The sequence below is a fragment of the Saccharopolyspora hordei genome (assembly GCF_013410345.1).
Lineage (GTDB): Bacteria > Actinomycetota > Actinomycetes > Mycobacteriales > Pseudonocardiaceae > Saccharopolyspora > Saccharopolyspora hordei.
In genome coordinates this window covers 4,666,226-4,687,164 of sequence record NZ_JACCFJ010000001.1, presented here as the reverse complement: position 1 = coordinate 4,687,164, position 20,939 = coordinate 4,666,226, and the positions used below count along the sequence as shown (strand labels likewise).

The window sequence follows — 20,939 nt, the reverse complement described above, 5'->3', positions numbered from 1 at the left end:
CAAGTTTCGAGGATGAACGACGTGATCCGCTCATATGAGCGATCCCGTGGAGAAGGGGTGTCATGCGCGCCGCGATCATCGATCGGCCCGGTTCGATCAGGGTGGGCGAGGTGCCCGACCCGAAACCGGGTGAGGGCCAGCTGGTGGTCAAGGTGGGTGCGTGCGGCATCTGCGGGACCGATCTGCACATCGCCGACGGGCACTTCCCACCCACGCCCTACCCGATCGTTCCTGGCCACGAGTTCGCCGGCGAGGTCGTCGAGCTCGGCGCGGACGTCCCGGGCGACTGGAAGGTCGGCGACCGGGTCGCCGTCGACCCGTCGTTGTTCTGCGGTTACTGCACGCCGTGCCGCTCGGGCCACGGCAACCTGTGCGAGAACTGGAACGCCACCGGGGACACCGTGGACGGTGCCTTCGCCGAGTACGTGGCGATCCCCGCCCACACCGCCTACCGGATGCCCGACTCCATGACCTGGCAGCAGGGTGCGCTGGTCGAGCCGGTGTCCTGCGCGGTGCACGGGGTGCGGCAGATCGGTGTCGAGGCGGGGGAGCGGTTCCTCGTGGTCGGCGCGGGCACGATGGGCCTGCTCATGCAGCAGCTGCTGCAGCGCGGTGGTGCCCGGGTGTCGGTCGTCGACCGCAACGCGGCTCGCCTGGAGCGCGCTACGAAGCTCGGTGCCGTCGCGGTGAGCACCGACGTCGCCGAGCTCGACCAGCGCTTCGACGCGGCCGTCGACTGCACCGGCGCGGCGCCCGCCATCGAGGCGGCGTTCGACTCGCTGCGGCGCGGCGGGCGGCTGCTGGTCTTCGGCGTCGCCCCGGCGGAGGCGCGGATCTCGGTGTCGCCGTTCCGCATCTACAACGACGAGATCACCATCGTCGGGTCGATGGCGGTGCTGCACAGCTACGGCGCGGCGCTGGACCTGGTCGCCTCGGGCGCCATCGACACCGACACGCTGCTCACCGACACGTTGCCCTTGGAGGAGTTCCCCGCCGCGCTGGACCTGATGCGCAGCGGTGCCGGGCTGAAGGTGCAGGTCCTGCCGGGAGGCGTTGATGCGAAGTAGAGCCATGCTGGCCGTGCTCGCAGTCGTCGCGCTGCTCCTCAGCGGCTGCGCGGGCGCAGGAGCGCTGGGCACGGGTGACCGGACGCTCGTCGTGGCGATCGTGTCCAACCCGCAGATGGAAGACGCCATCGCGTTGTCCGGCCAGTTCGAGCGCGAGAACCCCGGGATCAAGCTGAAGTTCGTGCAGCTTCCGGAGAACCAGGCGCGTGCGAAGATCACCGCCTCGACCGCCACCCAGGGCGGCGAGTTCGACGTGGTGATGATCAGCAACTACGAGACCCCGCAGTGGGCGGCCAACGGCTGGCTGGAGAACCTGCAGCCCTACATCGACTCCAGCGAGGGCTACGACCCCGATGACTTCATCCCCAGCATCCGCGAATCGCTGTCCCACGAGGGCTCGATGTACGCGGTCCCGTTCTACGGCGAGTCCTCGTTCCTGGCCTACCGCAAGGACTTGTTCGAGAAGGCCGGGCTGACCATGCCGGAACGGCCGACCTGGGAGCAGATCGCCGACTTCGCCGCTCGTCTGGACGACAAGGAAGCGGGCGTGTCCGGGATCTGCTTGCGCGGCAAGCCCGGCTGGGGTGAGAGCCTGGCACCGTTCACCACCGTGGCGAACACGTTCGGCGCGCGCTGGTTCGACGAGAACTGGAACGCCCAGCTGACCTCGCCGGAGTTCCGCGCCGCCGCCCAGTTCTACGTCGACCTGGTGCGCAAGCACGGCGAGGTCGGCGCCTCGAGCGCCGGGTTCACCGAGTGCGGCACGCGGTACGCCCAGGGTGAAGCGGCGATGTGGTACGACGCGACGGTCATGGCCGGCACCAACGAGGACCCCGCCAGCAGCGAGGTCGTCGGCAAGTCCGGGTACGTGGCGGCCCCGGTGTCGCGGACCGAGACCAGCGGCTGGCTCTACACCTGGGCACTGGCCATGCCGAAGGTCGCCAAGGACAAGGACGCCGCGTGGCGGTTCATGCGCTGGATGACCGACAAGCGGTTCGTGCAGACCGTGGGCGAGACCTTCGGCTGGAACCGCGTGCCGCCGGGGTGCCGCCTGTCGACCTACCGGATCCCGGAGTACCAGGAGGCCGCGCACGCCTACGCCCCGGCGACGCTGGACGGGATCGACAGCGCGAACCAGCGCAACACCATGCTGAACCCGGTCCCCTACCCGGGCATCCAGTTCGTCGGGATCCCCGAGTTCCAGGACCTCGGCACGCGGGTGAGCCAGCAGCTGTCGGCCGCCATCGCGGGCCAGATCACGGTCGACGAAGCGTTGCAGCAGTCCCAGGAATACGCCGAATCCGTCGGCGAGGCCTACCGGGAGACCCGATGACGCAGATGGCCACGACGCCCACCGCTGTCCCGCAGGCGGTGACCCGGAAACCCGCTGGCAAGTGGTCGCGCGAGGCATGGTTGCGTCGCGCGCCGCTGATGCCCGCGCTGCTGTTCACGATCCTGGTCACCCAGATCCCGTTCCTGCTGACGATCTTCTACTCGTTCCAGTCCTGGAACCTGGTGCGCCCGGGTTCGCGCCACTTCGTCGGCCTCCGCAACTACATCGACGTCTTCACCGACAGCCAGTTCCGCGGCGCGATGTTCAACACCGTGCTGCTGACCGTGGTGTGCGTGCTGGTGGCGATGGTGCTGGGTCTGGGGCTGGCGCTGCTGCTGGACCGCCAGTTCCTGGGGCGCAGCGTGGTGCGCACCCTGCTGATCACGCCGTTCCTCATCCTGCCCGCGGCCGGTGCGCTGCTGTGGAAGACGACGATGTTCGACCCCACCTACGGGTTGTTGAACTTCGCGTTCGGCACCGATGTGGACTGGCTGTCGCAGTTCCCGATGGCCTCGGTGATGGCGCAGGTCATCTGGCAGTGGACGCCGTTCATGATGTTGCTGATCCTCGCGGGTCTGCAGGGCCAGTCCAAGGAGGTGCTGGAGGCCGCGGCGGTCGACGGTGCGGGCCGGTGGCGCATCTTCTGGTCGATCACCCTGCCGCAGCTGGGGCGCTACCTGCAGCTGGCCGTGCTGCTCGGCGCGATCTACATCGTGAACAGCTTCGACGCGATCTACCTGATGACCCAGGGCGGGCCGGGCACCGCGAGCACGAACCTGCCGTTCTACATCTACCAGCGCGCGTTCGAGGGCTTCGACATCGGGCAGTCCTCGGCGATGGGCGTGGTCGTGGTGGTCCTGACCCTGGTCGTGGCGACCTTCGCGCTGCGCCTGATGTTCCGGACCTTCGGCGTGAGTGAGGTGCGATGATGCGGACCGGCAACCCCCTCGGCCGCTGGGCCCTGACCGGGCTGACCTGGTTGGTCGCGATCCTGTTCGTGTTCCCGGTCCTCTGGATGGTGCTCACCTCGTTCAAGCAGGAGAGCGACGCCTACACCAACCCGCCGAAGGTGGTGTTCACCCCGACGCTGGAGCAGTTCGCCGGGGTCCTGGAGCGCGGGTTCCTGCCGTACCTGGCGAACTCGGCGTTCGTGACGGTGGTGTCCACGCTGCTGGTGCTGCTGCTGGCGGTGCCCGCGGCGTACGTGCTGTCCATCTCCGCGGTCCCCGGGACCCGGGACGCGCTGGGCTTCTTCCTGTCCACGAAGATGCTGCCGATCGTCGCGGCGATCATCCCGCTGTACGTGATCTCGCAGAACCTCAAGCTGCTGGACAACGTCTGGGCGCTGGTGATCCTGTACACGGCGATGAACCTGCCGCTGGCGATCTGGATGATGCGCTCGTTCTTCCTGGAGGTCCCCAAGGAGATGGTGGAGGCCGGGCGGATCGACGGGGCGCGGCTGCCGACGCTGCTGTTCCGGGTCGTGCTGCCGGTGGTGGCGCCCGGCATCGCCGCCACCGCCCTGATCTGCGTGATCTTCTCCTGGACCGAGTTCTTCTACGCGGTGAACCTGACGGCGGCGCAGGCGGGCACCGTCCCGGTCTTCCTGGTCGGGTTCATCACCAGCGAGGGGCTCTACTGGGCGCAGTTGAGCGCGGCGGCGTTCCTCGCCTCCCTGCCGGTGATGATCATCGGCTGGGCTGCGCAGAACCACCTCGTCCGCGGTCTCTCCATGGGTGCTGTCAAGTGATGCTCGGCTGACCCCCCGCCGAGCGGTGCCCGCCTGGACGACGTCCGGGCGGGCACCACTCTGTTCCGGCGGTCCCTTCCTCCGGTTCCTGGCCTTCCTCTTCCCACTGTTGAGTTGCCAAGGTGCTGCCTGGACTCCCGGAGTTCTTCCGTGGTGTCCCCCGTGGTCAGTGGAGCGCGGAACGGACTCCGCTCGGTGCGTCTGCGGCGTCCCTCCAGCTCTCTCGGTCACGTTCGCCCCCGAGCGCTGGTCTGCTTCGTCACGGTGATGGGCCAGTGCGTGTGCAGTCCGGCGCCCTTGTCCTGTTCATCCGATGAAGTGGTCGTGGCCTTCGCTCGGTGTGCACGTCATGAGTCCACTGTGGTCTGATCGGTCGATGTGTGGTAGTTGGCCGAAATTGTCCACAGTGGATGGGTACTGCACATCGTGGACTCCTGCGCGGTTGAGGTCGACGTCGGAACTGGCTCGTCGTGCTCGGTCGGGTCGTCAACGGGCTCATGTGTCCATCATGCCCAGGCTCGAACAGGGTTTCGAGCGGTTTGCTGTCGCACGATCCGGTGATCATGGCGCAGTGGGCTCGTGGTCGCGGGGCGGGTGAAGGGGGCGTGCACCAGCCGGCGTCGGCAGTCCGTGCGGTTCGTGCGGTCGCCGCCCGTCGCGGCGAGGGCGTCGATCCGCACAGCGCCTGAGGCCGTCCGGCGTCCGTGCAGGGGGCGGGAACCACCGTTCCCGCCCGGACGACCCGAGAGGAACCCGTCTCCTGGGGGGGGGAGACCCGCCCGGTGGGTCAGGAGGGGGGCGAGTGAGAACTGTGACTCCGGTGGTCGCGTCGTGTCATCGGGGCGCCACCCGGTCGGTGCCGGCTTCGCGCGGACGGGTGCCAGCGTGCCCGTGCGCGCGAGCCACCCGAAAAGCGCCGTTGACGGCTGCGTCTCCGCGGGTACCACTGGGAGTGGCAAGCGTCACCGCGGGTTCGGGAGGTGCTCAGGACGAAGGTCCTGGCGACGCAGCGTGCTCGTTCGGCATGCTGTCAGTAGTCGCCCAGCCCCGGTCGGGCAACCCCCGGGCGGCTTCCCTGCCCCGTTTGCGAGGAGTACGACCATGGAGGACACCCGGTTCCAGCTCTCCGCCGCCACTGGTGTCGCGGAGGCGGACCAGACGGCCCGGACCCTGCCGGACGTCGCATCGAGCGCCCAGGTCGTCCCGGCGCCGCGCGAGTCCGTGGAGTCGGACGGCCGTCCCCGGCTGGTCATCAACCGCGGACCGGATGCGGGCGCCAGCTTCCCGTTGGAGAGCCCGCAGGTCACGATCGGGAGAGATCGTGACTGCGACATCGTGGTCGACGACATGACGGTGTCGCGCGTGCACGCCGAGCTGCACCTCCGCGACGGCAACTACGTCGTGGTGGACGGCGGCTCGCTCAACGGCACCTACCTCAACCGGCAGCCCGTGGACGTCGCTGAGCTGAACGATGGGGACGAGCTGTGGATCGGCCGTGTCCGCTTCACGTTCCGCAGCGGCACCTGAGGGCGGACGCTCTTACAGTGGGGATGTGGGCAGCGGCGCGGTGACCACCGTGTTCCTGGTCGACGACCACGAGGTCGTGCGACTGGGACTGGTGGACCTGCTCGACTCGGAGGCTGACCTCGAAGTCGTCGGGCAGGCGGCCTCCGCGGGCGAAGCGCTGACCCGCATCCCCACTGTCCGGCCTGACGTGGCCGTGCTGGACGTGCGGCTGCCGGACGGCAACGGAGTGGAGCTCTGCCGTGAGCTGCGGTCCCGCCTGCCGGGGCTGCAGTGCCTGATGTTGACCTCCTTCAGCGACAAGCAGGCGCTGCTGGACGCGATGCTGGCGGGCGCTGCCGGCTACGTCGTGAAGAACATCAAGGGCATGGAGCTGGCCTCGGCCATCCGCAAGGTCGGGGCGGGCGGATCGCTGCTGACCCAGCAGGAAGCGACCGCGCTGGTGAACAAGCTGCGCGCCGAGCTCGACGGCACCTCGAAGCTGCCGGAGCTGACCGGGCAGGAACGCATCCTGCTCGACTGCATCCGCCAGGGCATGACCAACCGACAGATCGCCGAGCGGATGTTCCTGGCCGAGAAGACCGTCAAGAACTACGTCTCCCGCCTGCTGAGCAAGCTCGGCCTGCAGAGCCGCACCCAGGCGGCCGTGCTGGCCACCCGGTTGCGTCACCGACCGGAGTCGTGAGCACTCGCCGGGTCGCGACCGGCCTGTCAGAGTGGACGTGTGAGCAGCGCGAACGCGCCAGGGACCGGGGACTTGCGAGAGGGGGGCGCTCCCTCGGTCGCGGGCACCCTGTCCCGGTTGCGCCTCAAGGAGCTGCTGACCCAGGTCCAAGCACGCATCGAGGAGATCGTCGGTCTGCGGGACCGGATGGACGCACTGCTCGACGCCGTGCTGGGCATCTCCTCGGAGCTGGAGCTCGACTCCGTGCTGCGGCGCATCGTGCGCACCTCCATCGACCTGGTCGACGCGCGCTACGGCGCGATCGGGGTGCTGGCGCCGGACGGGTCGCTCAGCAGGTTCATCCACGACGGGGTCGACGAGGAGACCCGGCGCCGCATCGGGCACCTGCCCACCGGGCGCGGTGTGCTGGGCGTGGTCATCGAGGCGGACAAGCCGCTGCGGCTGGACGACATCTCCGCGCACCCGGCGTCCGTGGGCTTCCCGGCGCACCACCCGCCGATGCACACCTTCCTCGGGGTGCCGATCCGGGCCAGGCAGGAGACGTTCGGCAGGTTGTACCTGACCGAGAAGCGCGGTGGTGGACCCTTCACCGAGGACGACGAGGTGGTGCTGCAGGCGCTGGCCGGGGCCGCCGGGATCGCGGTGGACAACGCCCGGTTGTTCGAGGAGCTCCGCCGCCGGGAGCGCTGGTTGGACGCGACCGGGGAGATCACCGCCGAACTGCTGGCGGGCACCGACCCGATCGACGCGCTGCAGGTGATCGCCGAGCGCGCGGCCGAGCTCACGGAGGCCGACTACGCGCTGCTGTCCGTGCCCGCCCGCGGCGACGACGAGGAGGTCGCGGAGCTGACCGTGACGGTGTCGGCCGGAGAGGGCGTCGAGGACCTGGTCGGGCGGCGGATCCCGGTGCACGGTTCGGTGACCGGCCAGGTGTTCCGCGAGCGGGTGCCGCGCCACGTCGCGCACCTGTCCACCGTCGAGCACGCCGCGGTGGAGCTCGGTCCGGCGCTCGCGGTGCCGATGCGGGCCGAAGGGACCATCTCCGGGGTGCTGCTGGCCGTGCGGCGGGCCGGCGCCAAGGGCTTCGACGAGGAGCAGCTGCTGGTGGTGTCGTCCTTCGCCGACCAGGCCGCGCTGGCGCTGCGCTGGGCCGAGGCGCAGGCGGCGCGGCGCGAGCTGGACGTGCTCGCCGACCGTGACCGCATCGCCCGCGAGCTGCACGACCACGTCATCCAGCGGTTGTTCGCCATCGGCATGGCCATGCAGGGCACCCAGCGGCGGGCGAAGACACCCGACGTGGCGACCAGGCTCACCGAGCACATCGACCAGCTGCACGACGTCATCCAGGACCTCCGCGCCAGCATCTTCGACCTGCAGGTCGCCGCCGAACACCGGAGGGGGTTCCGCACCCGGGTGCAGCGCGTGGTCACCGACGTGGTGGGCGACAACCCCCTCCGCATCACCATGCGGATGGCCGGACCGCTGGACGTGCTGCCGCCGCGGCTGGCCGAGCACGCCGAAGCCGTGGTGCTGGAAGCGGTGAGCAACACCGTGCGGCACGCGCAGGCCACGGAGCTGTCGGTGACGGTCTCGCTGGAGGACGACCTGACCATCGACGTCACCGACAACGGCGTCGGCATCGGTGACACGGTCGCGCACAGCGGGCTGCACAACCTGGTCGAGCGAGCGGAGCAGATGGGCGGCCGGTGCACCGTGGAGCGGTTGCCGGCTGGTGGGACCAGGGTGCTGTGGACGGCCCCGCTCACCCCGCCGAGGTGACCGCCGGTGGAAAACCGCTTTCCCACCGTCGTCCCGGTGTGCCACGGTCTCGCCGTGCTCGCTACACGGATCGACCTCGTGCGCTGGCAGTTCGGGCTGACCTGGTCGCTGTGCGAGCTGCACCTCGGCGCGCTGGAGCCCGAGGACTTCCGGTGGGAGCCCGCCGCGCACTGCTGGACGGTGCGGCGCGGTGACGACGGCGAGTGGGTGGCCGACTTCGCCGAGGTCGAACCCGATCCGGTGCCGGTGCCCACCATCGCTTGGCTCACCTGGCACCTCGGCTGGTGGTGGACGGTCGCCACCGACCACGTGCAGGGCAGGACGCCGACCGAGCGCACCGACGTCCGGTGGCCCGGTGCGGAGTCCGCGGTCGAGTGGCTGCGCGGGCTCCGGGACGAGTGGGTGTCGGCGCTGGGCCGGCTCACCGACGCCGACCTGGACGGGCCGGCGCCGTTCCCGTGGCAGGACGACCCGGACAAGACACTGGCGCACTCGCTCGCCTGGGTGAACGCCGAGCTGATGAAGAACGTCGCCGAGATCGGCCAGCTCCGCCTGCTGCGCGCCGCGTCGGCGTAGGCCGCGGTCCCGGTTCGCCGCGCCGGGCGAGATGGGTCACGCTGGAGGGAACACCGCTCTCGTCGAGGAGCCGCCATGAGCTCGGCGACTGGACACGGGGTCGATCCGACCTTCTACCGCAGCCCGAGTGACGCCATCGCCGCCCCAGCGGAACGCCTGGCCTACGTCGTCGCGTTCGACCGCGCCGCCGAGCGGCCCGACGCCCTCGTCGTGGTCGACACCGACCCGGACTCGTCGACCCACGGCGACGTGGTGGGGTGGGTGGACGTGCCGACCCGCGGCGACGAGCTGCACCACTTCGGCTGGAACGCCTGCAGCAGCGCCTTCGCCCACGCCGGGCACCACACCGACGGGTTGCAGCGCCGCTACCTGCTGCTGCCCGGACTCCGCTCGTCGAACCTGCACGTCTACGACACCCACCCCGACCCGCGCCAGCCGGAGCTGGTGCGGACCGTGGCGGCCGAGGAGCTCGCGGCGAACGCCGGGTACTCCCGGCCGCACACCCTGCACTGCGGGCCGGACGGGATCTACCTGTCCTGCCTGGGCGCCGCCGACGGGGCGGACGGGCCGGGCGGCATCGCGGTGCTCGACCACGACGACTTCAGCGTGGTGCGCGCCTGGGAGGCCGACCGGGGCCCGCAGCACCTGTCCTACGACTCCTGGTGGCACCTCAACCAGAACACGCTCATCACCAGCGAGTGGGGCACGCCGTCGATGGTGGAGGACGGTGTCGTCCCGGAGCTGCTGCTGCGCGACGCGTACGGGCACGCGCTGCACTTCTGGGACCTGGCCGAGGGGCGCCACCTGCAGCGCGTCGACCTCGGTGAGCAGCACCAGATGGTCCTCGAACTGCGGCCGTCGCACGACCCGAACGCCACCTGGGGCTTCGCCGGCGTGGTCGTGAGCACCGAGGACCTGTCGGCGTCGGTGTGGCGGTGGTTCCGCGCCGACGACGGCTGGCACGCGGAGAAGGTGATCACCGTGCCCGCCGAGCCGGCGCCGGCCGAGCAGCTCCCGCCGGTGCTGCGGCCCTTCGGCGCGGTGCCGCCGCTGGTGACCGACATCGACCTCTCCGTCGACGACCGGTACCTGTACGTGTCGTGCTGGGGGACCGGTGAGCTCAAGCAGTACGACGTCAGCGACCCGGCGAACCCGCGCGAGACCGGATCGGTCCGCCTCGGCGGCATCACCGCTCGCCAGGCGCACCCGTCGGCCCCGGACGAGCCGTTGTCCGGCGGTGCGCAGATGGTGGAGGTCAGCCGGGACGGGCGACGCATCTACGTGACGAACTCGCTGTACGGCGCGTGGGACGACCAGTTCTACCCGGACGGCGTGGGTGCGTGGCTGGCCGGGCTCGACACCGATCCGGCCACCGGGGGACTCAGCGTCGACGAGCGGTTCTTCCCGCACGGGGAGCAGTTCCGCGGGCTGCGCGTGCACCAGGTGCGCCTCGAAGGCGGGGACGCCTCCTCGGACTCGTACTGCCACCCGTGACCGACCCCGCGCGGCGGGGGCGTCACCGCCTCGGCGACGCCGCGGAAGACCGCCCACCTCCTCGTCCCGCGTCGGCACCTCCGGTGCACACCCGCGCGGCGGAGGGGACCGTGGAGCCGACGACGGGACTCAGCGCCGGGCCGCGGCCCGGCGGCGGACGCGGCGGGTGACGCTGCGGCCGAGGTTGTACAGGACGAGCGTGATGCCTGCCCACGGCAGCACCAGCAGGAACATCCGCAGGACGCCGACCACGGCCGCCGCCGCGTCGCCCGCCTGCACCGCGCTGCCCACGCCGGCCCCGTGCGTTCCCAGCGCCTGCCACACCACGGGCAGCACGTACGGCGCGAGCACGAGGAAACCGATGATCCAGTAGGCCAGGCACGGGATCACCACCACGACCCAGGCCGTGATCACCCACCGGACCCAGGGCTTCAGCTCCCGGACCCGGGGGTGCAGCGGACGGCCGGGGACCAGGCTGCGCAGGACCGGCCCCATCCGGTCGAACAGGTCGGGAACCCCCACCAGGTCGCTGAGGATGTAGTAGCCGTCCAGCCGGATCGACGGCAGGAACTGCCAGACCGTCGAGACCTGCCAGGCCACCAGCGCGACGAGCAACCAGGGCAGGCCGGTCACGGCGAAGACGAGCACCATCACCAGCATCGCGATCGCGTTGAAGTACACGCCGCCGAGGTCGGTGCGCAGGCGGCCGCCCCGGCTCAGCCGGTAGGAGTCGGTGACGGTGCTGTACATCGCGGGCCACACCAGGTAGATGCCCACGCCCATCGCGCCCGGCCGCGCACCGCCGTAGCGGCAGGCCGCGACGTGCCCGCACTCGTGGAACATCCCGCACAGCACGATCACGCCCAGCACCAGCAGGATCTGCTCGGGCTTGTCGACGATCTCCCGCGCGCCCGCCAGCAGGTGGGTGACTCCTCCCTGGACGGCGAGCCAGGTCTCGGCCGCGACGAAGGCGGTCAGCACGAGGACCACGACCGGCGGCCAGAACAGGGGCTGGAAGGTGCGGGCGATCACCGCGACGACGTGCTCGGGCACCAGCGCGACGCGGAACTTCAACGCCAGCAGGCGGTCGCGGCTCTTGAGCAGCGGTGCGGGCTGCTCCGGCGCGGTCCCAGCACCGGACGCCACGATCCCGGCCAGCCGCAACCGGTTCTCGACGAGGTAGGACACCTGCTCCGGGGCGATCTCGCGGTTCCACGCGGAGCTGAGCTCGGCGGCGAGCTGCCCGTAGGTGCGGCGGCCGTCGAGCCCGGCCGCCACCAGGTAGAGCAGGTGGGAGAGCTGCAGGACCTGGCCGTCGACGCGGCGCACCAGGTAGGGCGGTTCGCGGTGACCGGATCCCTGGTACTGCCCGATCAGCTCGGTCCCCTCGACCAGGGACGGCACCACGAGCTGCGCGATCCCCTCGTCGGCCGCGGGCTCCCCGGTGCGGTGCCCCTCAGCGACCATCACGACTCCTCGTCAGTGCTCTCCCCAGAACGGCAGGTGGTGCGCCGTCGCGCGGACGGCGCACCACCAGGACGGCAGACGTCAGTGCAGGTTCGGACCGCCGTTGCCGCCGATGCCGTTGCCGCCGATGCCGTCGCCGCCGATGCCGTCGCCGCCATCGCCGCCGTCGCCACCGTCGCCGCCGCTGCCGCCGTCACCGCCGTTGCCACCGTTGCCGCCACCCTGGCCGCCACCGGTGCCGCCACCGGTGCCGCCGTCACCGCCGGTGATGTCACCGGTGGAGGTGACGTCGGTCTCACCGTAGGCGTCGATGTGGGTGGTCGGGGCCGGGTCGAGGACGACCACGTCATTGGTCAGGACCGGTTCGAGGACGACGACGTCGGTGCCGTTCCACGGCAGCCAGAAGGTCGACATGACCGTGCGCGCCGGGAGGAACTCCACGCGCTGGACCTCGAGTTCGGCGTCGCTGAGCGGTCCAGAGGTTCGTGGCATCAGGTGCTCCTTCGCAAGGATTCAGTGGATTCACCGAGAAGAACCGGAACGAAGCCACCCCCTCGAGGATCGCGCTCCAGTGGCACGTTCCTGGCGCACGGCAGAACGTAGGAGCACCGAGGGCGGGGTGCACCTCGAATCACCCGCTCGTGGTTCACCGTTCGCGGGACTGCCGTGCGTCGCGTCGAGGCGTGGTGCTCGCATTCCGGGTGGTGCTCGGCCGTCCGAGCCGGATCAGCGGATCCGGTGTCGGACAGCCGTTCCCGTGACGGGGGCCGGGCGCCCCCGTCGACGTCAGGAGTCGCGGCGCCCGGCCTCCGCGACGGCGGTCGCGAGGTACCCGCCGGCACCGCCTGCGCCGCCCTTGCCGCCGATGTCGCCCACACCGTCGAGGCCGCGCATGCCCGGGAGACCGGACGTGATGCCGTCGCCGCCGGTGCCGCCGTCACCACCGGGGCCGCCCTCGCCGGGGAGGGTGTGCACGACGGCCTGACCGCCGCCCTGGGACAGGATCTTGCCGACGTTGGCGATGCCGCCCGCGCCGCCGGTCCCACCGGTCCCGCCGGAGCCTTCGACCTGGTTGCTCGTCGTCGCGGCCTTGCGCGCGCTCGGCTCGTGGCCGTTGCCACCGTCGCCGCCGCGGCCGCCGATGCCGCCCTTGCCGCCCTGGACGGTGATCTCGTCGACGCCGGTGCTGATGATGGTGCCGGTCGGCCCGTTGCCGGTGCCGCCGCGCCCGTTGGCGTGCGTGGCGCCACCGCCGCCGTTGCCGCCGTCACCGCCGTTGCCGCTGCGGGTGCCGGCGACCGCGTCACCGCCGGTGCCGCCGGTGCCGCCGATGCCGCTGTCGCCACCGGTCACCGTGACGGTGTTCTCGCCCGCGCCGGGTTCGATGCGGCCGAGGTTCCCGGTGCCGCCGTCCCCGGCGTTGCCGCCGCGGCCGCCCCGGGAGTCCGCGGGGTTGGCGGTGCCCGGGCCGCCGTTGCCGCCCCGCCCACCGTTGCCGCCCTTGCCGCCGGTGACGGTGATGGTGTCGTTGCCGGCGCCCCCGATGATCACCCCGGTCTCGGTGACGCCGGGGCCGCCCGACCCGCCGTGGCCACCGGTCCCGGCGCTGCCGCCGGCCCGCGCGCTGGGGCCGGGGGCGCCGTCGGTCCCGGCGGTTCCGCCGTTCTCGCCGCCGTTCTTGCCGCCGTCGGTGCCGTTCCTGCCGTCACGGGCCTTGCCGCTGCGGCCGGTGCTGTCGAGGTACCCGTTGCCGCCCTTGCCGCCGTGGCCGCCGTTGCGGCCGGTCACGATGATCAGGTCGTCGCCCCCGCGGGCGTTGAGCGTGCCCGCCACGGCGCCGTTGATGTAGAAGCGGTCGTTGCCGTCGGTGCCTTCGAGCGTGGTGCCCTCCGGGACGCCGCGGTCGCAGACGACGTCCACCCCCGTGGCGTTCGGGGTCCGCGTGCAGGACGGCGGGGCCGCGTGGGCGGTCGGGACCGCGGCGATGCTGAACGAGACCGCGAGCATCGCGGCGCTGGGCAGCGGCCACCAGTGCCGGGCCTGGCTGCCCCTCGCGGTCCGAAGCGGGAGATTGCGCATCGGCACTACTCCTTAACCGGAATGGTTTCGGCTGGGCCAAACAGTGCGGGAGTTTAGGCCGGGTGGATCAGTGGTGGCGGTAGCCGAGCGGGTGGCGCGAGCAAGTGCGGGCGCGGACCACCCGAACCGGTTGCGGTGCCGTCGCGGGTGCGGATCGGTCCGACCGTCGCGCCGGACAGAGGTGGTGCGGCCGGGGGGTGCGAATCGGGGCCGCGGGGCCGGATCGCTTTTCCGGCGAGGGTTCTCCTCCACAATTCGCGGTAGGGTGTCCAACCACTTCCGCAATTCTGTGATGAATCGCCAACGTGGCGTGCGACCAGGCATTTTCCCGCGAGTCGCGGCGGTTCGTGGTTTTCGGACTGCGACCGATCCCGGGCACCTCTACCCTCCGAACTGATGCCGTTTGACTGGGGGCGTCGGATCGGGGGTCTGGGTTTTCGAGACCTTGTCCGGCATCGATCTCCGCGTTGCACTCCGAGCCCGTTCGAAACTGGGGAGGATCACAGTGTTCGATGAGACTGGACCGTTGAGCATCGAAGAGCTGGGCGAGCAGCGCCTGGAGTTCCTGCCGCCGCGCACGGTCATGACGTTGTTCCACGCTGGGGGTTGGGACGGTGTCGTGATCGAGGGCGGCGCCGGCGGCACCGGCGGCGGCACCGGCGGCGGCACCGGTGGCGGTGACGGCGGCGACGGCGGCGACGGCAACGTGGGTGGCCTCGGTGGTCCTGGCGGCGACGGTGGCTTCGGCTTCGGCGGCTTCGGCATCGGTGGTCCGGGCATCGGTGGCGCCGGCGGGCCGATTTTCGGTTGGTGATCTGCCTTGACGCCGCACCTCCTTGGGTACGCCTGAGTGGACCGCCACATCCGCTCTGACGGCCGAGGAGGACCTGATGTTGGAGAAGAAGCGGCAGTTGAGCGCTGCGGAGCTCGACGAGCAGCATCTCGAGTTGCTCCCAGCCCGCACGGCCCTGTCCACGTTGTCGACCACCGGCGGCTGGAGCGGTGTCGTGGTCGAGGGCGCCGACGGCGGTGACGGCGGCGGCACCGGTGGGGGCACCGGTGGCGGCGACGGTGGGGACGGCGGCGACGGTTCCACCGCCGGTTCCGCTGGCGGGAGCGGCGGGAACGGTGGCACCGGCGTCGGTGGCGCTGGTGCCGGGGGCTCCGGTACCGGCGGTGCGGGCGGGCCCTTCTTCCGGCCCTGACCGTGCTGGGGGTGCAGGTGCAGCCCCCGTCCTGCCGTGAGGCGTTGCGCGCGGAGCTCCCATGAGAGGGGTTGGGCCTTGTCGCGGTGCGCTCCGCGCGACGCGATGAGAACGGGCTGTTCGGCGACGTGTTCGCTGGGCAGCCCGTCCTCGCGCGCACTGCGGCCGGGCGCGTGGTCCACTGTGGATCTCCGGTGGCTCCGCAGTGGCGGGACGAGTGGGGCGCTGTCGCGACCCCGCGGTCGCGGTGGGGTCGTGGTGTCGCCACGGTCGTCGGTCGTGCCGCGTCCGGTGATCCCGTGCGCACGACCGAGGTTTCGCGATCGGATCCGGGGTTGAGCCCGGAGGACCGTGGGTGCCCGTCCGCGCGTCAGGAGCGGGTGAACGCGCCCGCGGACGCGGCGAGCACGGCGCTCTCGGCCGCGCGGTCGGGGAGTCCCGGGTCGGGTGGCGTGCCGAGCAGCACCAGCTCGTGGTAGAGCGGTGCGGTCGCGGCGACCAGCAGGGCGCGCGCGTCGACGTCGGGCGGGAGCTCGCCGCGCTCGACCGCGCGGTCGACGATGACGCCGCAGCGGGCGTAGCGGTCCTGCCACATCCTCCGCAACGCCCGCGCGTTCTCCGCGGAGCGGAACGACGCGGCGATCACGGCAGCGGCGACCGACGGGCGTTCCGTCAGCGCCGCCTGGACTTCCCGGTTCAGGGCGGCGAGGTCACCGCGCAGGGAGCCGGTGTCCGCGGGCTGCCAGTCGTCGGCGGTCGTCGCATCGAGCAGGTCGGTGAGCAGGCCGCCGACGTCGCGCCAGCGGCGGTACACCGTGGTGCGGTGCACGCCTGAGCGGGCCGCGACGGCGTCCACGGTGAGCGCGTCGTAGCCGTTCTCCGCCAGCTCCGCGCTGACCGCGGCGAGCACGCGGGCACGCGTCCGCGCGGTGCGGCCGCCCGGTCGCACGCTGCCCGGGGGAGGTGCGGGGCTCATCGGAGGAGGTCCTGTTGCTCGTCGGGTTCGGTCGCGCGCAAGCTCAACGCAACTGTTGTCGCGCTAGCGAGGTCGCCGATGCTCTTCTGACGCGTTCGTCCCGATCTGCGGCCCTGGTGGCCGCGCCCCCCTCGAACGCCTCGGAGACCACGCATGCCCACGCAGATCACCGCGCGCAACATCAGCAAGTCCTTCCACGGCAGGCCCGTCCTCGATGACGTGACGTGCTCGCTCGCCGTGGGCGAGCGCACCGGCATCGTCGGGGAGAACGGGTCGGGCAAGACCACCCTGCTGCGGCTGCTCGCCGGGCAGGAGCGACCCGACGCGGGTGAGGTCGCCGTCCAGGCCGACGGCGGCGTCGGCCACGTCGCGCAGGACGAGGAGCTGCCGCCGGAGCGGACGGTGCAGGACGTCATCGACCGGGCGCTGGGCGAGCTGCGCGCCCTCGAGCAGCGGCTGCGCGACCTGGAAGCCGCGATGGCCGACGGCGACGAGTCGGTGGTGGCCGAGTACGGCGAGCTCACCACCGCCTTCGAGGCGCGCGGCGGCTACGACGCCGACGCCCGGGTGGAGCGCGCCCTGCACGGTCTCGGTCTCGGGCTGGTGGACCGCGATCGCGCCGTCGGCGGGCTGTCCGGTGGGGAGCAGGCCCGGTTGCGGCTGGCCGCGCTGCTGGCGGCGGGTCCCGAGGTGCTGCTGCTGGACGAGCCGACCAACCACCTCGACGACGACGCCCTGACCTGGCTGGAGGAGCACCTGCGCACCCGTCGTGGCACGACGGTCGCCGTCTCGCACGACCGGGTCTTCCTGGAGCGGGTCGCGACCACCTGCTGGAGGTCGACGCCGACCGGCACCGCGTCGTCCGCTACGGCGGCGGCTACGCCGGGTTCCGCGCGGAGAAGGCAGCCGCGCGGCAGCGGTGGGCGCAGGCCCACGCGCAGTGGCAGGCCGAGACCGAGCGGCTCCGCGAGGTGGTCGCGACCACGGCGCGCCAGGTCGCCCCGGGCCGGGCGATGCGGGACGGCAACAAGATGGCCTACGACCGGGCGGGCGGTCGCGTGCAGCGGTCGGTGGCGAGCCGGGTCCGCAACGCCGAGGAGCGGTTGCGCCGGCTGCTGGCCGAGCCGGTGCCGCCGCCACCGGAACCGCTGCGCTTCACCACCACCCCGCAGGCGGGGAGCGCGCAGGGCGTGGTCCTCGACGCCACCGGCATCGCGGTCACCGGACGGCTCGCCCCGGCGAGCGTCAAGGTCGCGCCGGGCGACCGCGTGCTGATCACGGGTCCGAACGGAGCGGGCAAGTCAACCCTGCTGCGCGTGCTGGCCGGCGACCTCGCACCGGACCGCGGCACCCTCACCCGCCGCGGCCGGATCGGTCACCTCCCGCAGGAGCCGAGCCCCGCCGTGCCGGACGAGACGCTGCTGGCCGCGTTCGCCCGCGGACGTCCTGGGCGGCCGGCCGAGCACGCCGAACAGCTGCTGTCCCTCGGCCTGTTCCCCGAGGACCAGTTCTCCACGCGGGTGGCGGAGCTGTCCACCGGCCAGCGGCAGCGGCTCGCGCTCGCGCGGCTGGTCACCGAGCCGACGGATGCGCTGCTGCTCGACGAGCCCACCAACCACCTGTCCCCCGACCTCGTGGAGGAGCTGGAGGCCGCCCTCGCCGACTACCGCGGTGCCCTCGTGGTCGTCAGCCACGACCGCCGGCTGCGCCGGCGCTGGCAGGGCGCGCACCTCACCCTGCGGCCGGCTTGACGCCGCTGCGGGAGAAGGTCCGGCTGGTCGGCGCCAGCGCCGCGATCGCCGGGGCCAGGGCGCAGACCAGGGTGCAGGTGAGCAGGACCGCCGGGGCCCCGACCAGCTCGGCCGCCGGGGCGACGAGGGCCAGGCCCAGCGGCGCGAGGCCGTAGGAGAACAGGAAGTCCAGGGCGGACACCCGGGCCAGCGTGCCCGGCTCGACCTCGCGCTGGATCGCGGTGAACCAGGGGACGTTGAACAGTTCGATGCCCAGCCCGGCCACCACGTAGGCGCCGACGACGACCGCCGGGTGGACGGGGACCAGCAGGCTCAGCGGGGCGAACGCGTAGCAGCCGAGCCCGGCCAGCGCGGCCCAGCCCCGGGCGCGGGGCCGCCAGCGCGCGACGACCACCGCGCCGAGGAGCGCCCCGACGATGTAGGCCGTGGTCGCCGCGGCGAGCACGGCTTCACCGCCGTAGCGGTCCCGGCTGATCACGGGGAGCAGCACACCGGTGGCCGAGTACCCGGTGGCGATCACCGCGGTCAGCGCGCCGAGCCCGGCGAGGAACCACGGGTGCCGGCGCGCTTCGCGGAGCCCGTTGACGAAGTCGGCGGTGAACGACGTCCGGGGACCCGCCTCGGGTGCGGTCGCGGTGCCCGCCGGCGGGAGCAGGGCGGCGACCAGCCAGAGGCCGCCGATGCCCAGCAGCAGCACCGGGACGTCGACGAGCACCGCCAGCAGCGCGGTGGCCCCCGGCGCGACCAGCGTGCTGACGCGCACCGCCACGGTCATGGCGGCGTTGGCCTGCTGGCGGTGCCCCTCGGCGACGACTTCCGCCGTCAGCGCCTGGAACGCGGGGCGGCACGCGCCCTGCCCGGCGCCCGCCACGGCGGCTGCGGCGGCCGTCACCGGCACCGACCAGCCCAGCCCGAGCGCGATCACCGGCAGCGCGAGCGCGGCGGCCAGTCCGGACCACAGCACGACGGTGCGGCGCGAGCACCGGTCGGCCACGACACCGCTGATCGGGACCGCCGTGAGGAAGCCCGCCGTGCGCGCGGCCAGCAGCAGCCCGAGCGCCACCGGCGTGAGCGAGCGGTCGAGGACCGCCAGACCCAGCACGAACGGCAGCGCCCAGGTCGCCAGGCCGGACGCCGTCGTCCCGGCCCACAGCCGCAGGAAGGCCGGATCGCGGAAGGCTGAACGGGTTTCGGGCACGTGCGGTGCGGTCGGGGTGGTCACCGGGGAGGTGCTCCTCGAAGTCGGGGGACGGGTGTCGTCAGGCGGCGGCCTGCCGCGGAGCGGAGGAGCGGCCCCACCGCATCCGCGACCAGGGGAGTGCGAGGTCGTCCGTCGTGGACACGTGGCGCGGAGCGAGCGCGGCGAGGTCGACGGCCTCGTGGTGGCGGCGGAAGACCGAGTCGGTGTAGCGGTGGCCGGTGTCCGCCGCGATGAACACCACCGTCCGCTCCGGGCGCGCGTCGCGTTCCCAGCGCGCCGCCAGGTACCCGGCGCCGGTGGACAGCCCGGCGAAGACCGCGTGCCTGCGCAGCAGGTCGACGCTGCCGGAGAGGGCGGCGGTGAACGAGATCCAGTGGATCGCGTCGTAGAGCTCGTGGGCGACGTTGCCGAACGGGATCGAGCTGCCGATGCCGGCGATGATGATGTCGGGGTCGGCGACGTGCTCGCTGCCGAAGGTGACGCTGCCGAACGGCTGCACCCCGACCAGCTGCACGTCGTCGGAGCTGTCGCGCAGGAACGTCGCCAGCGCACCGGTGGACGCGCCGGACCCGACGCCGCCGACGATCGTGATGGCCTCGGCACCCAGCTGCCGCTCCAGCTCCTCGGCCACCGCCCGGTAGCCGAGGTAGTGGATGTCGTCGTGGTACTGGCGCATCCAGTGGAAGTGCGGGTTCTCCGCGAGGACCTCGCGGAGACGCTGCACCCGGCGGCTCTGGTCCAGCTTCAGGTCGTGGGAGGGCTCCACCTGTTCCAGCGTCGCGCCCAGCACCGCCAGCTGGGTGCGCAGCGCCTCGTCGACGGTGGTGGAGCCGATGATGTGGCAGTGCAGGCCGTAGCGGTGGCAGGCCAGGGCGAGCGCGTAGGCGTAGATGCCGCTGGAGCTGTCCAGCAGGGTGTCGCCCGGCCGCACCACGCCGTGGTCGAGCAGGTGGCGCACCGCGCCGAGCGCGGAGACCACCTTCATCGTCTCGAACCGCAGGCACACCAGGCCGTCCTCGAGCCGGACCAGGTCCGGCCGGCCGATCGCGTCAGCGACGTGGTCGTACAACGGGGGTGTCCTTCCTTGAACGAGCTGCCGAGGTGTGGAAGACCCGGGTGACCGCGATCCCGGCGCGGGCGAGGGCCGTGCGGCACCGCTCCAGCCGGTGCGGCAGGTCGGCGGCAGCGGGGTCGAACAGCACGCCGGCGACGTTGCCGCTGTGCGCCACCTGGATCCCCACCGCGCTGGAGGACCGCGCCACCTCGGTGAGGACCGGCAGTTCTTCCTTGGGCAGCAGGTGCTGGTTGAGCCGGGCGCTCTCGGTGCTGACCGCGCCGAGCAGGGCGAGGTCGGCGGTGCGGACCGCGCGCCTCAGCCGGCGGCGGAGCCGTTCGTACGCCTCGACCCACGAGGTGTCCACTGTGGGCAGACGCAGGGTGTCGACCGGTCGACCGGCGCCGGTGAGGCAGCCGAGGAGGACCATCGGGGGTAGTGCGTTGCCCAACACTTCGAGGACGCGTCCCTCGCGTTGCGCGAACAGCAGCGGGCGGTCGTCGAGCATGAGCGGGTCGCTGGCCTGCTCGGCGCGGACCGCGAGTGCGGCCACGGTGCTCGCGGGCATCCGCACGCCGAAGGCGTCCGCGACCGCGCGCACGGCCGCGATGATGTCGCTGGTCGACGAGCCCATGCCGAGCCCGACCGGCAGGTCGCCGGTCAGCCGCAGCAGCCCGCCGCACACCGGTGTGTCCAGTGCGGACCCGAGCAGGTCCAACGTCAGCACCGCCGCGCGCCGGGCCTTGGCCCGGTCCGCGGGCACCACCGTGAGGGCGTCCGGTGCCGTACCGAGGTCCGGCCGGAACTCCGCGCAGGTGCCCGACCCGCTGATCGGCAGCGTGACCAGACCACGGCGCGGTTCGCCCAGCGTGTCCCAGAAGACGCCTTGCAGGAGCTCCCCGTGGTGGCCCGGCGCGCGGCCGATCCCCACTCCCGGCACGGCCCGCGGACGCCCAGGTCCACACAGGACTGTGCTGCTCCCGTCGAGCACCGCTGCC

Annotated in this window: 18 protein-coding genes and 1 pseudogene; 12 read left to right on the top strand and 7 right to left on the bottom strand. The window is 72.3% G+C overall.

The annotated features are described in order from the left end of the window. Positions 1–62: 62 nt before the first annotated feature. The 9 genes from HNR68_RS21460 to HNR68_RS21420 all read left to right on the top strand — a co-directional run bounded on the left by HNR68_RS21460 (position 63) and on the right by HNR68_RS21420 (position 10,208). Entirely contained in the window at positions 63–1,067 is a 1,005-nt protein-coding gene (locus HNR68_RS21460; protein WP_179723552.1) for a zinc-dependent alcohol dehydrogenase family protein, read from the top strand. Then, positions 1,057–2,400 (top strand): ABC transporter substrate-binding protein, encoded by a 1,344-nt coding sequence (locus HNR68_RS21455; RefSeq protein WP_179723551.1) that lies wholly within the window; start codon positions 1,057–1,059, stop codon positions 2,398–2,400. The genes HNR68_RS21460 and HNR68_RS21455 overlap by 11 nt, the downstream gene beginning before the upstream one ends. Further along, entirely contained in the window at positions 2,397–3,329 is a 933-nt protein-coding gene (locus HNR68_RS21450) for a carbohydrate ABC transporter permease (protein ID WP_179723550.1), read from the top strand. Before HNR68_RS21455 ends, HNR68_RS21450 begins: the two co-directional genes overlap by 4 nt. Next, positions 3,326–4,150, top strand: coding sequence for a carbohydrate ABC transporter permease (locus tag HNR68_RS21445; RefSeq protein WP_179723549.1), 825 nt, complete (start codon positions 3,326–3,328; stop codon positions 4,148–4,150). Before HNR68_RS21450 ends, HNR68_RS21445 begins: the two co-directional genes overlap by 4 nt. 1,101 nt (positions 4,151–5,251) lie before the next feature. Beyond that, positions 5,252–5,677 carry an FHA domain-containing protein gene (locus tag HNR68_RS21440; protein WP_179723548.1) on the top strand — a complete coding sequence of 142 codons (426 nt, stop codon included), beginning with the start codon at positions 5,252–5,254 and terminating at the stop codon, positions 5,675–5,677. A gap of 40 nt (positions 5,678–5,717) precedes the next feature. Then, positions 5,718–6,359, top strand: coding sequence for a response regulator (locus tag HNR68_RS21435; protein WP_179725349.1), 642 nt, complete (start codon positions 5,718–5,720; stop codon positions 6,357–6,359). Positions 6,360–6,476: 117 nt separating this feature from the next. Then, positions 6,477–8,138 (top strand): GAF domain-containing sensor histidine kinase, encoded by a 1,662-nt coding sequence (locus HNR68_RS21430; protein WP_281377498.1) that lies wholly within the window; start codon positions 6,477–6,479, stop codon positions 8,136–8,138. 54 nt (positions 8,139–8,192) lie between these two features. Further along, positions 8,193–8,714, top strand: coding sequence for a DinB family protein (locus HNR68_RS21425; RefSeq protein WP_179723547.1), 522 nt, complete (start codon positions 8,193–8,195; stop codon positions 8,712–8,714). A gap of 75 nt (positions 8,715–8,789) precedes the next feature. Beyond that, positions 8,790–10,208: a selenium-binding protein SBP56-related protein gene (locus HNR68_RS21420; RefSeq protein WP_179723546.1), complete on the top strand. Its 1,419-nt coding sequence runs from the start codon at positions 8,790–8,792 to the stop codon at positions 10,206–10,208. 129 nt (positions 10,209–10,337) lie between these two features. Here the strand turns inward: HNR68_RS21420 and HNR68_RS21415 are convergent, their stop codons facing one another. The 3 genes from HNR68_RS21415 to HNR68_RS21405 all read right to left on the bottom strand — a co-directional run bounded on the left by HNR68_RS21415 (position 10,338) and on the right by HNR68_RS21405 (position 13,754). Further along, positions 10,338–11,675 carry a hypothetical protein gene (locus HNR68_RS21415; protein WP_218888377.1) on the bottom strand — a complete coding sequence of 446 codons (1,338 nt, stop codon included), beginning with the start codon at positions 11,673–11,675 and terminating at the stop codon, positions 10,338–10,340. 81 nt (positions 11,676–11,756) lie between these two features. Continuing rightward, entirely contained in the window at positions 11,757–12,167 is a 411-nt protein-coding gene (locus HNR68_RS21410; RefSeq protein ID WP_179723545.1) for a hypothetical protein, read from the bottom strand. Between the two features lie 294 nt (positions 12,168–12,461). Beyond that, positions 12,462–13,754 (bottom strand): hypothetical protein, encoded by a 1,293-nt coding sequence (locus tag HNR68_RS21405; RefSeq protein ID WP_179723544.1) that lies wholly within the window; start codon positions 13,752–13,754, stop codon positions 12,462–12,464. Between the two features lie 526 nt (positions 13,755–14,280). On the opposite strand from HNR68_RS21405, the gene HNR68_RS21400 reads away from it, so the two are divergent. Together HNR68_RS21400 and HNR68_RS21395 are read left to right on the top strand one after the other, a co-directional pair. Beyond that, positions 14,281–14,568 carry a hypothetical protein gene (locus tag HNR68_RS21400; RefSeq protein ID WP_179723543.1) on the top strand — a complete coding sequence of 96 codons (288 nt, stop codon included), beginning with the start codon at positions 14,281–14,283 and terminating at the stop codon, positions 14,566–14,568. 76 nt (positions 14,569–14,644) lie between these two features. Next, a complete protein-coding gene (locus HNR68_RS21395; RefSeq protein ID WP_179723542.1) occupies positions 14,645–14,959 on the top strand; it encodes a hypothetical protein in 315 nt (104 codons plus the stop codon). A gap of 370 nt (positions 14,960–15,329) precedes the next feature. On the opposite strand, the gene HNR68_RS21390 is transcribed toward HNR68_RS21395, so the two are convergent. Further along, on the bottom strand, positions 15,330–15,935 hold the full coding sequence (locus tag HNR68_RS21390; protein ID WP_179723541.1) for a TetR/AcrR family transcriptional regulator: 606 nt from the start codon (positions 15,933–15,935) through the stop codon (positions 15,330–15,332). A gap of 153 nt (positions 15,936–16,088) precedes the next feature. On the opposite strand from HNR68_RS21390, the pseudogene abc-f reads away from it, so the two are divergent. Further along, positions 16,089–17,686, top strand: a pseudogene (abc-f, locus tag HNR68_RS27690) (ribosomal protection-like ABC-F family protein). On the opposite strand, the gene HNR68_RS21380 reads toward abc-f, so the two are convergent. The 3 genes from HNR68_RS21380 to HNR68_RS21370 are packed head-to-tail and all read right to left on the bottom strand — an operon-like array spanning position 17,667 to position 20,872. Continuing rightward, positions 17,667–18,908 (bottom strand): MFS transporter, encoded by a 1,242-nt coding sequence (locus tag HNR68_RS21380; protein WP_179723540.1) that lies wholly within the window; start codon positions 18,906–18,908, stop codon positions 17,667–17,669. The pseudogene abc-f and the gene HNR68_RS21380 sit on opposite strands and share 20 nt — an antisense overlap. Before the next feature lie 37 nt (positions 18,909–18,945). Beyond that, entirely contained in the window at positions 18,946–19,956 is a 1,011-nt protein-coding gene (locus tag HNR68_RS21375) for a pyridoxal-phosphate dependent enzyme (RefSeq protein ID WP_179723539.1), read from the bottom strand. Continuing rightward, complete coding sequence (locus HNR68_RS21370; RefSeq protein ID WP_343050307.1) at positions 19,937–20,872, bottom strand: GHMP family kinase ATP-binding protein; 936 nt, start codon at positions 20,870–20,872, stop codon at positions 19,937–19,939. Before HNR68_RS21370 ends, HNR68_RS21375 begins: the two co-directional genes overlap by 20 nt. Between the last annotated feature and the right edge of the window lie 67 nt (positions 20,873–20,939).